The sequence below is a fragment of the Flavobacterium sp. genome, from assembly GCF_003525665.1.
Classification (GTDB): domain Bacteria; phylum Bacteroidota; class Bacteroidia; order Flavobacteriales; family Flavobacteriaceae; genus Flavobacterium.
The window spans coordinates 1-9,782 of record NZ_DQDX01000147.1 but is presented as its reverse complement, the minus strand read 5'-3'; the positions used below and the strand labels follow the sequence as shown (position 1 = coordinate 9,782).

Here is a 9,782-nt window from a genome sequence, read left to right as displayed (position 1 = left end):
ATACTGAATTAATACAAATAATAATTCACAACAATCATTTAAAATCATTAAACATAAGAAATAATTTAAAATTGAAAATGAATATACTTTACATAGATAAAGACGTTGAAATACTTGGAAATGATGAACAGCTTATAATGTATAAACCTGCAAAAATTTTAAAACAGAATTAACTTCAATTTAAATCAATCCTCCAAATCAATCAAAAAGCTATTTAAAAACGCTACAGATTTTTCAATATCATAATGTAAAATTCTGTCTTCTTTTACAAACGGAACTTCTTCTCTATATGATTTTACAAACATTTCAATAAAGTCACTTGATTTTAAAGGTCTTCTGAATTCAATTGCTTGCGAAGCGTTCATTAATTCAATCGCCAAAATTCGCTCTAAATTTTCCATAACTTTCAAGCATTTTGTAGCTGCATTTGCTCCCATCGAAACGTGATCTTCTTGTCCGTTACTAGAAACAATACTGTCAATACTTGCTGGAGTTGCCAATTGTTTGTTCTGACTAGCAATACTCGCAGCCGTATATTGTGGAATCATAAAACCAGAATTTAAACCTGGATTATCAACCAAAAATGCAGGTAAACCACGCAATCCAGAAATCAATTGATAGGTTCTTCTTTCAGAAATACTTCCTAATTCAGATAAAGCAATTGCAAGAAAATCTAAAGCCATTGCCAAAGGTTGACCATGGAAATTTCCACCAGAAATAATCACGTCTTCACCTACAAAAATATTTGGATTATCAGTAACCGAATTAATTTCAGTCTTAAATACTTTCTTTACATAATCAATTGTATCTTTCGAAGCACCATGCACTTGTGGAATACATCTAAACGAATAGGGATCTTGAACGTGTTGTTTTTCTTGAGCAATAATTTCACTATCTTCCAACAAATCAGTCATTCGTTTTGCCGTCACAATCTGACCTTTGTGCGGACGAACATAATGTATCAATTCATTAAAAGGCTCAATTCTTCCGTCAAATCCTTCTAATGAAATTGCCGAAATTACATCAGCCAAATACGAATATTTCATCGCTTTTAGCAAAATATAACTTCCATAAGCACTCATAAATTGCGTTCCATTCAACAACGCCAATCCTTCTTTTGATTGTAGAACTATTGGTTGCCATCCTAATTTTTCTAAAACTTTACTTGATGGTTGACGAAATCCTTCATAATTCACTTCACCTTCACCTAATAATGGTAATGATAAATGTGCTAACGGAGCCAAATCACCACTCGCACCAAGCGAACCTTGTGTGTAAATTACAGGTAAAACATCATTGTTATAAAAATCTACCAATCGTTCTACGGTTTGCAATTGCACACCAGAATGTCCATAACTCAACGACTGAATTTTAAGCAACAACATAATTTTCACAATTTCACTTGGAACTTCATCGCCAGTTCCACAAGCATGCGATTTAACTAGATTGGATTGTAGTTGCGATAGATTTTCATTGGAAATTTTTACATTATATAACGATCCAAAACCAGTGTTAATTCCATAAATCGCTTTTTCGTTTCCAGCCATTTTGGTGTCTAAATATTCTCTACATTTTTGAATATTTACTTTGGCTTCTTCTGATAAAGCAATCATTTTGTGTTGTGAAATTATTTCTTGTAAAGTCTCTAAATGCAGTACTTCTGAACTTATATAATGCGAATTGTCCATTTTGGAATTAAATTAGACCTCAAAATTCCGTAAACGAATGTTAAAAAACAAGGTTTAAAGCCATTATTTTATTGAATATTTGTTAAAAAATCACTTCATATAAATAGAATATCATTTTTAAAAATCAATAAACTCACTAAAAATGAAGGATTCACAAAAATAACCAACTCGTTTTTTTGGTAACTAAAAAATGGTACTTTTGAAATATATGTTGAACAATTGCCACAAATACAGCTTCGTATCTACAATCAAATCTTTGGTTGCGACTTTTGTTGGCACTACATCTACAACAACTACAACCCCATTTGGGGTATAATTTTCACATATAATCCAATTGCAATGGACTTTCAAAATGAGAGTGCAAATTCTTTTGAAATCATTCTCATCAATTCATTTTACAACAAAACATCATGATAGTATTAAAATTTGGCGGAACTTCTGTTGCCAATGCCCAAAATATTCAATTAGCAATAAATATTGTTACAGAAAAATCGAAAAAAGAAAAATTAGCCGTTGTAGTTTCTGCTTTAAGTGGCATAACAGATATGCTTTTGATTGCCTCACAAAAAGCTGCATCAAAAGACGAAAATTATAAAAATAACATTGAAGAAATCAAACAAAAACACTTTGAAACCATATCACTTTTAATTGATAGTAACAATCAGAATCAGCTTTTAATTAAGATAAACAGTCAAATTAATCAATTGCAAACGCTTCTTGACGGATGCTTTTTATTGGGCGAATTATCACCAAGAACTTCTGATGCTATTGCAAGTTTTGGCGAACTATTATCGTCACAAATTATTGCAACAGCATTACAGCAAACTATTCCAAACAGTAATTTTAAAGACAGTCGAGAGTTGATTAAAACCAATTCTAATTTCGGAAAAGCAGCTGTAAATTTTGATGTAACCAATACACTTATTGAAGATTATTTTATTTCTAATAAATCGCAGGTTGTAATTTTACCAGGTTTTATCGCTTCTTCTAAAGATGGAAATACTACAACTCTTGGTCGTGGTGGTTCCGATTATACTGCTGCAATCATTGCAAATGGCGTAAATGCCGATTCATTAGAAATTTGGACAGACGTCAACGGAATGTTTACAGCCAATCCTAAAATTGTAAAACAAGCGCAACCCATCGAATCTATTTCATATCAAGAAGCTATGGAATTGTCTCATTTTGGTGCCAAAGTTTTGTATCCGCCAACAATTCAACCAGTTTTAAATTCAAATATTCCAATTTGGATAAAAAACACCTTCGAACCTGAAGCTTACGGAACATTAATTTCGAACAATCCAGATGCAAATGCCAATCCAATAAAAGGAATTTCTCACATTGACAAAATTGCTTTACTGACTGTCGAAGGTTCAGGACTGATAGGTGTTGCTGGTTCATCAAAACGATTATTCGAAGTGCTTTCGCAAGAAAATATCAATGTAATTTTCATAACACAAGCGTCATCTGAACATTCCATTTGCATCGGAATTCAAAATCAAGATGCAGAAAGAGCTCGAAAAGCAATCAATAAAACGTTCGAATTAGAAATTGCTCAAAATAAAATTGATAATTGTATTGTAGAAAAAGACTTGTGCATTGTGGCTTTGGTAGGTGAAAATATGAAAAATCATCAAGGCTTAAGTGGTAAAATGTTCAGTACTTTAGGGAAAAATAATGTGAACATTCGTGCCATTGCTCAAGGTGCATCCGAAAGAAATATATCGGTTGTAATTAATGAAAAAGATGTCAAAAAAGCGCTGAATACTTTACACGAACGCTTTTTTGAAGACAACACAAAACAGTTGAATTTATTTGTAATGGGCGTTGGAAATGTAGGTGAAAAATTTATAGATCAAATTCACCAACAAAAGAAATTCTTGAAAGAGAATATGAAAATGAATGTTCGCGTAATAGCAATGTCAAATTCCAGAAAAATGGTTTTTGATGAGGATGGATTGTCGCTGAAAGATTGGAAATCGCTATTAGATAATGGAGAAACTGCCACAATTTCTGAATTTATTTCTAAAGCAAAAGAACTCAATTTACGCAACAGTATTTTCGTAGATATTACTGCAAATGGTGAAATTGCATCCATTTATGATCAATTTTTGAAACAAAATATTGCTGTTGTTACTTGTAATAAAATTGCTTGTTCATCGCAATATGACAACTATAAAAATCTAAAAAATCTGTCTCGAAAATACAACGCGCCATTCTTATTCGAAACCAATGTTGGCGCTGGTTTACCAATTATTGATACATTAAAACATCTAATAGCTTCTGGCGATAAAGTAAACAGAATTAATGCCGTTTTATCTGGAAGTTTGAACTTTATTTTCAATAATTTTAGCGATTTCTACAACTTTCACGATGTGGTAAAAGAAGCTGGTGTACAAGGATTTACCGAACCTGATCCAAAAATTGATTTAAGTGGTGTTGATGTAGCTAGAAAAATTTTAATTCTAATTCGCGAAAGCGGTTACGAAATGGAAATGGAAGCCATAGAAAACAATTGCTTTTTACCACAAGAATGTATGGAAACAACGAATAATGAAGATTTTTTCAAGTCATTAATCAAACATTCGAATCATTTTGAAAACCTTTTATCCGAGGCAAAAGCCAAAGATTGTAGAATCAAATTTGTAGCTTCGTTTGATAACGGAAAAGCAAGCGTTGGATTGCAATTTATTCCAAAAGAAAGTCCGTTTTACAATCTGGAAGGAAAAGATAATATTGTAGAATTTTACACCGACAGATACATCGATCAACCATTGATTATAAAAGGTGCTGGTGCTGGTGCAGCCGTAACAGCATCTGGAATTTTTGCTGATGTAATTCGAATTGGAAATGTGTAGAGACAAGGCATTGCCTTGTCTCTACACAAAAAAATAAAAATATGAACGAAATAAAAATATTCTGTCCAGCAACAATCGCCAATCTCAATTGCGGATTTGACGTTTTAGGTCTATGCCTAGAAGGAATTGGCGATGAAATGATTATCAGAAAATCAACAGAAAAAGGAATAAAAATAACCAAAATCACTGGTGCCGATTTACCATTTGAAACCGAAAAAAATGTTGCCGGAGTTGCTGCTTTAGCCATCTGTAAAGAAGCGATTAATCGCGTCTCCTTTGATCACGGTTTTGAAATAGAAATCCATAAAAAAATAAAAGCTGGAAGTGGCATCGGAAGTTCTTCTGCAAGTGCTGCTGGAGCTGTTTTTGGAATCAACGAATTACTCGGAAAACCATTTACAAAACATGAATTAGTTGATTTTGCTATGAAAGGTGAAGCTGTGGCAAGCGGTTGCGAACATGCCGACAACGTTGCTCCTTGTCTACTTGGAGGTTTTACTTTGGTTCGCGGTTACAATCCGTTGGATGTGATTCGAATTGAAAGTCCGAGCGAACTTTTTGCAGTAGTTTTGCATCCACATATTGAAGTAAAAACATCCGATTCACGAGCAGTTTTGCAACCCATGATTCCAATGAGAGACGCCATAACGCAATGGGGAAATCTCGGTGGATTTATCGCTGGTTTATACACCAATGATTACAATTTAATTGGTCGTTCGCTAAATGATATCATTGTTGAACCTGCACGAAAACATTTAATTCCTAACTTTGATGAAGTTAAAAATGCTGCATTGCAATATGGAGCTTTAGGTTCAGGAATTTCTGGTGCTGGTCCGAGTATTTTTGCTTTGTGTAAAGGTCAAGAGATTGCCGAAAAAGTAGCATTTGCCATGAGCGAAAGTTATCAATATACTGGAATTGAATTTGATATGCATATTTCAAGAATTAATCCCAATGGAGTTAAAATATTATAATTAATTGTTGCGAGTTACGAGTTGCGAGTTATATCAAAAATTTGATAAAGAAAAACAACCCGAAACCCGAAACTCGTAACTCGAAACCACATAAATGAACTATTACAGTTTAAATAATAAAGACAACAAAGTTTCTTTTCAAGAAGCCGTTATTCAAGGACTTGCACCAGATAAAGGTTTGTATTTTCCTGAAACAATTTCCCAATTACTGCCATCATTTTTTGATGAAATAGAAAATTTATCAAACGAAGAAATAGCTTTCGAAGCCATAAAACAATTCGTAGGAACTGAAATTCCTGAACTCGAATTAAAGCAAATTCTAAAAGAAACTTTATCCTTCGATTTTCCTTTAGTTAAAGTAGAAGAAAATGTGTTTTCTTTGGAATTATTTCATGGACCAACTATGGCTTTTAAAGACGTTGGCGCACGATTTATGTCAAGATGTTTAGCCTATTTTAACAGAGACAAAGATCAAAAAAATACTGTTTTGGTTGCCACTTCTGGTGATACTGGTGGCGCTGTGGCAAGCGGATTTCTTGGTGTGAAAGGTGTTGAAGTCATCATTCTTTATCCATCAGGAAAAGTGAGCGATATTCAAGAACGTCAATTGACTACTTTAGGTCAAAATATTACGGCGCTAGAAGTTGATGGTGTTTTTGACGATTGTCAAGACATGGTAAAAAAAGCATTTCTGGATGATGATTTAAAATATAAAAATCTAACATCGGCAAATTCGATAAATATTGCTCGTTGGCTTCCTCAGATGTTTTACTTTTTCTTTGCTTATAAAGAATTGAAAAAGTACAATAAAGACTTAATTGTATCTTGTCCGAGTGGAAATTTCGGGAATATTTGTGCCGGAATTATAGCAAAAAAATTAGGTTTACCACTAACCCATTTTGTTGCTTCAACCAATGCAAATGATACGGTTCCAAGATTTTTAGAAAACGGAATTTATAATTCAAAACCATCAGTTGCAACCATTTCCAATGCGATGGATGTTGGAAATCCGAGTAATTTTGTTCGAATTCAGGAAATGTATAACAACGATTTGAAGGAATTCCAAAAAGATTTTTCGTCCTATACTTATACTGATGAAGAAACTAAATCTGCCATGAAAAAAATTCATACAAATTCGGGCTATATTGCCGAACCTCACGGCGCTGTTGGTTATTTAGGATTAAAAAAAGAACTTCTAAATTATCTAAACGCTGTTGGTTTTTTCCTTGAAACTGCTCATCCAATTAAGTTTTTGGATGTTGTAGAACCAGTTTTAAATGTCAAATTGGAGATTCCAAAACAAATAGAAAGTGTTTTGAATAAAGAAAAAGTAAGTGTTAAAATTAAAAGTTACGAAGACTTAAAAAACTTCCTTCAAAAGAATTAAATTATGAATATTATTTTATCAAATAAATTGTGCTCTGCATCAATAAACACAAAAGGTGCAGAATTAAATTCGTTTAAAAATTCACAAACCAATACCGAATACATATGGAGTGGAAATCCTGACTTTTGGGGTAAACATTCACCAGTTTTATTTCCAATTGTTGGTGCTTTAAAAGACGATTGCTATTTCTACGAAGGCAAAAAATATAATCTATCACGTCACGGATTTGCTAGAGATTTTGAATTTGAAGTAATTAAATCAAGTTCAAATGCTGCTTCGTTTTTACTAAAACAAAATCCTGAAATTAGAGCAAAATATCCTTTTGATTTTGAACTTCAAATGGATTATAAATTAGTTGATAATTCTTTAATTCTAAGCTATATAATTCGAAATAAATCAAATGTACAAATGCCTTTTTCTATAGGTGCACATCCAGCTTTTGCTTTGACAAATTCTTTTGAAGATTATTCATTAGAATTTGAAAAAGAGGAAAATTTAGTCACTCATGAACTAGAAAACAATTTATTTTCTGGAGAAACTAGACCAGTAAATTTAGATAAAACCAACTTGCCTCTAACCTATTCTTTATTCGAAAAAGATGCTTTAGTTTTTAAAACGATTCAATCTAAAAAAATTACAATTTTAGAAAATCAGAAACCTTTATTGAGGGTAAATTTTGACGATTTTAGTAGTTTAGGAATTTGGACTGTTCAAAACGCACCATTTATTTGCATCGAACCATGGATTGGTTTTGCTGATGATTCCACAAGTAATGGCAATCTTTTTGATAAAACAAACATTCAGATTTTGAAAGAAAATTCAAGTTTCGAAGCTTCATTTTCAATTGAAATTTTATAGTGGAATTTAGACAACTTATTTAGGTAATTATGTAAAAGTAGATTCATGTAAAAAGATGAATTTTACATAAAACATAAACCTATGAAATCTAAACTTATTCTGCTATCGTTTTTCTCCTTGATAACTCTATTTTCTTGTAAACAAAACGGAAGTTCTGTAAAGCAAAAAAAGCAAATTGTGAGAAAACAACCAAAATCAGTGTCTTACACTTTAGAAAATGCGAAAATTTGGTTGGAACAAAACGCAACCGATGTTTCTAAAATTGAAATTGTAACGGCAATAAATAGAACCGATAAAAAGAACTTGGCAAAGCAAGATTCAATTGTAATTCCGAGTGATTTTAGTGGTGATGTGGTTTATTATTTACCTTTTCCATTGGAAATTAATTATTTAGCTGATGTTTCTAAAGTGTTGCTGTTTTCTTATCCAACGCAAACTTTTGCAGCTTATGAAAACGGAGTTCTTGTCTACTCCGGACCAACAAATATGGGTAGAAAAAAAGATAAAACGCCAACAGGATTGTTCTACACCAATTGGAAAGCAGAAGAAACTACAAGTACTTTTAACGACGAATGGGATTTAAAATGGAATTTCAACATCGAAAATAAATTAGGTGTTGGTTTTCATGAATATGAATTACCAGGTTATCCTGCGTCGCATTCTTGTTTGCGATTGTTAGAAAAAGATGCAAAATTTCTTTACGATTGGGCTGATCAATGGGTTCTTGCCGATAAAGAAACAGTAAAAGTAAAAGGAACACCAGTAATTGTTTTTGGAAGTTATGATTTTGATGAACCTAAACCATGGTTGCAGTTGGTTAAAAATTCGAAAAGTTTAGATATTTCAATAGCTGAAGTTGAAAAGCAAACTGCTCCTTTCTTAAAAGCAATTTTGGAACAACAAAAAATTAGAGAAGATTACAGTAAAACTTCTACTAAATAATTTAATTTTCCAGAGTTAGAAATGCCTTTCCTAAATAATTAATAATATCAGAAGCGATAAACGATTGATGTCCAGTTTCTGGTAAAGCAATGTCAGCAGTTAATCCGTGAAGGTAAACACCTAGCATTGTTGCATTTATGGGTTCGTAGTTTTGAGCGAGCAAACTTGTGATAATTCCAGTAAGCACATCACCACTTCCTGCGGTTGCCAATGCTGGATTTCCTGTTGTATTTTGGTATATTTTTTCTCCGTCAATGATGTAGGTTGGCGCTCCTTTCATCACAATTATTACATCAAATTTCATAGAGAATTCGATTGTTTTAGCAAATTTTTCTTCATCTGAGTTCCATTTTCCTAGTAATCGTTCGAGTTCTTTTGGATGCGGCGTTAGTATTGTTTTGGGTTCTAAAAGTGAAATCCAAGTTGGGTTTAATGACAAAATATTCAATGCATCGGCATCAATAACCATTGGTGTTTTATTGTCAAAAAGTAATTGATGAATGGCGTTTTGAGTTTCAATTTCCTGACCAATTCCGATGCCAACTCCGATTGCGTTTGGAGTAAAATCATAATCAATATTGGTTATAAAATTCTCTTGAACATCAGTTAAAACCATAACTTCTGGAATACTAATTTGTACAATTTCATAACCACATTTTGGAACAAATGCCGTAACCAATCCGCAACCCGATTTTATCGCCGCTTTACTCGATAAACAAACCGAACCCATTTTGCCATAACTTCCACCAATAAGTAGTGCGTGACCTTGAATTCCTTTGTGCGAATTTAGTGGAATTGGTTTATAGATTTTTAGAATTTCTTGTTTTGTGATTTCTACTGGAAGTTGCATGGACTTTATAATTGGTTAACTAAAGTTACTGAATTTTATTTGATGTAGGTTAATTATTTTTTTAATTCAAATGGTACTTTTATTGAATAGTAAATTTAGAAACCTTTTCATTAAAATAAATCCATATATAATTGATTTTTTAGGTACTATTTTAATAAATTTTAAATAAATTAGCGACTTCAATTTATATTATAAAATACAATGAAAAATACCGCATTATCGCAC

General features: G+C 32.4%; 7 protein-coding genes. 5 read left to right on the top strand and 2 right to left on the bottom strand.

Annotated features, from left to right (window positions below):
* Positions 1 to 185 precede the first annotated feature (185 nt).
* Positions 186 to 1,688, bottom strand: coding sequence for a histidine ammonia-lyase (gene hutH, locus DIU01_RS10330; RefSeq protein ID WP_290834137.1), 1,503 nt, complete (start codon positions 1,686 to 1,688; stop codon positions 186 to 188).
* Positions 1,689 to 2,098: 410 nt separating this feature from the next.
* Here hutH and thrA point away from each other — a divergent pair, with 410 nt between their 5' ends.
* The 5 genes from thrA (at position 2,099) to DIU01_RS10305 (ending at position 8,707) form a co-directional block, all read left to right on the top strand.
* A complete protein-coding gene (thrA, locus tag DIU01_RS10325) occupies positions 2,099 to 4,546 on the top strand; it encodes a bifunctional aspartate kinase/homoserine dehydrogenase I (RefSeq protein ID WP_290834135.1) in 2,448 nt (815 codons plus the stop codon).
* Positions 4,547 to 4,587: 41 nt separating this feature from the next.
* Positions 4,588 to 5,520 (top strand): homoserine kinase, encoded by a 933-nt coding sequence (locus DIU01_RS10320; RefSeq protein ID WP_290834133.1) that lies wholly within the window; start codon positions 4,588 to 4,590, stop codon positions 5,518 to 5,520.
* 94 nt (positions 5,521 to 5,614) lie between these two features.
* Positions 5,615 to 6,907, top strand: coding sequence for a threonine synthase (gene thrC / locus DIU01_RS10315; RefSeq protein WP_290834131.1), 1,293 nt, complete (start codon positions 5,615 to 5,617; stop codon positions 6,905 to 6,907).
* 3 nt (positions 6,908 to 6,910) lie between these two features.
* Positions 6,911 to 7,765, top strand: coding sequence for an aldose 1-epimerase family protein (locus tag DIU01_RS10310; RefSeq protein WP_290834129.1), 855 nt, complete (start codon positions 6,911 to 6,913; stop codon positions 7,763 to 7,765).
* Positions 7,766 to 7,846: 81 nt separating this feature from the next.
* Positions 7,847 to 8,707 carry a L,D-transpeptidase gene (locus DIU01_RS10305; protein ID WP_290834127.1) on the top strand — a complete coding sequence of 287 codons (861 nt, stop codon included), beginning with the start codon at positions 7,847 to 7,849 and terminating at the stop codon, positions 8,705 to 8,707.
* A 1-nt stretch (position 8,708) separates the two neighbouring features.
* Here DIU01_RS10305 and DIU01_RS10300 read toward each other — a convergent pair whose 3' ends face one another.
* Complete coding sequence (locus DIU01_RS10300) at positions 8,709 to 9,557, bottom strand: NAD(P)H-hydrate dehydratase (RefSeq protein WP_290834125.1); 849 nt, start codon at positions 9,555 to 9,557, stop codon at positions 8,709 to 8,711.
* Positions 9,558 to 9,782 lie beyond the last annotated feature (225 nt).

Coding starts and splice junctions, on each gene's coding strand:
- DIU01_RS10310 (WP_290834129.1), top strand. CDS start 6,911: ATGAATATTATTTTATCAAATAAATTGTGCTCTGCATCAATAAACACA.
- DIU01_RS10300 (WP_290834125.1), bottom strand. CDS start 9,557: ATGCAACTTCCAGTAGAAATCACAAAACAAGAAATTCTAAAAATCTAT.
- thrA (WP_290834135.1), top strand. CDS start 2,099: ATGATAGTATTAAAATTTGGCGGAACTTCTGTTGCCAATGCCCAAAAT.
- DIU01_RS10305 (WP_290834127.1), top strand. CDS start 7,847: ATGAAATCTAAACTTATTCTGCTATCGTTTTTCTCCTTGATAACTCTA.
- hutH (WP_290834137.1), bottom strand. CDS start 1,688: ATGGACAATTCGCATTATATAAGTTCAGAAGTACTGCATTTAGAGACT.
- thrC (WP_290834131.1), top strand. CDS start 5,615: ATGAACTATTACAGTTTAAATAATAAAGACAACAAAGTTTCTTTTCAA.
- DIU01_RS10320 (WP_290834133.1), top strand. CDS start 4,588: ATGAACGAAATAAAAATATTCTGTCCAGCAACAATCGCCAATCTCAAT.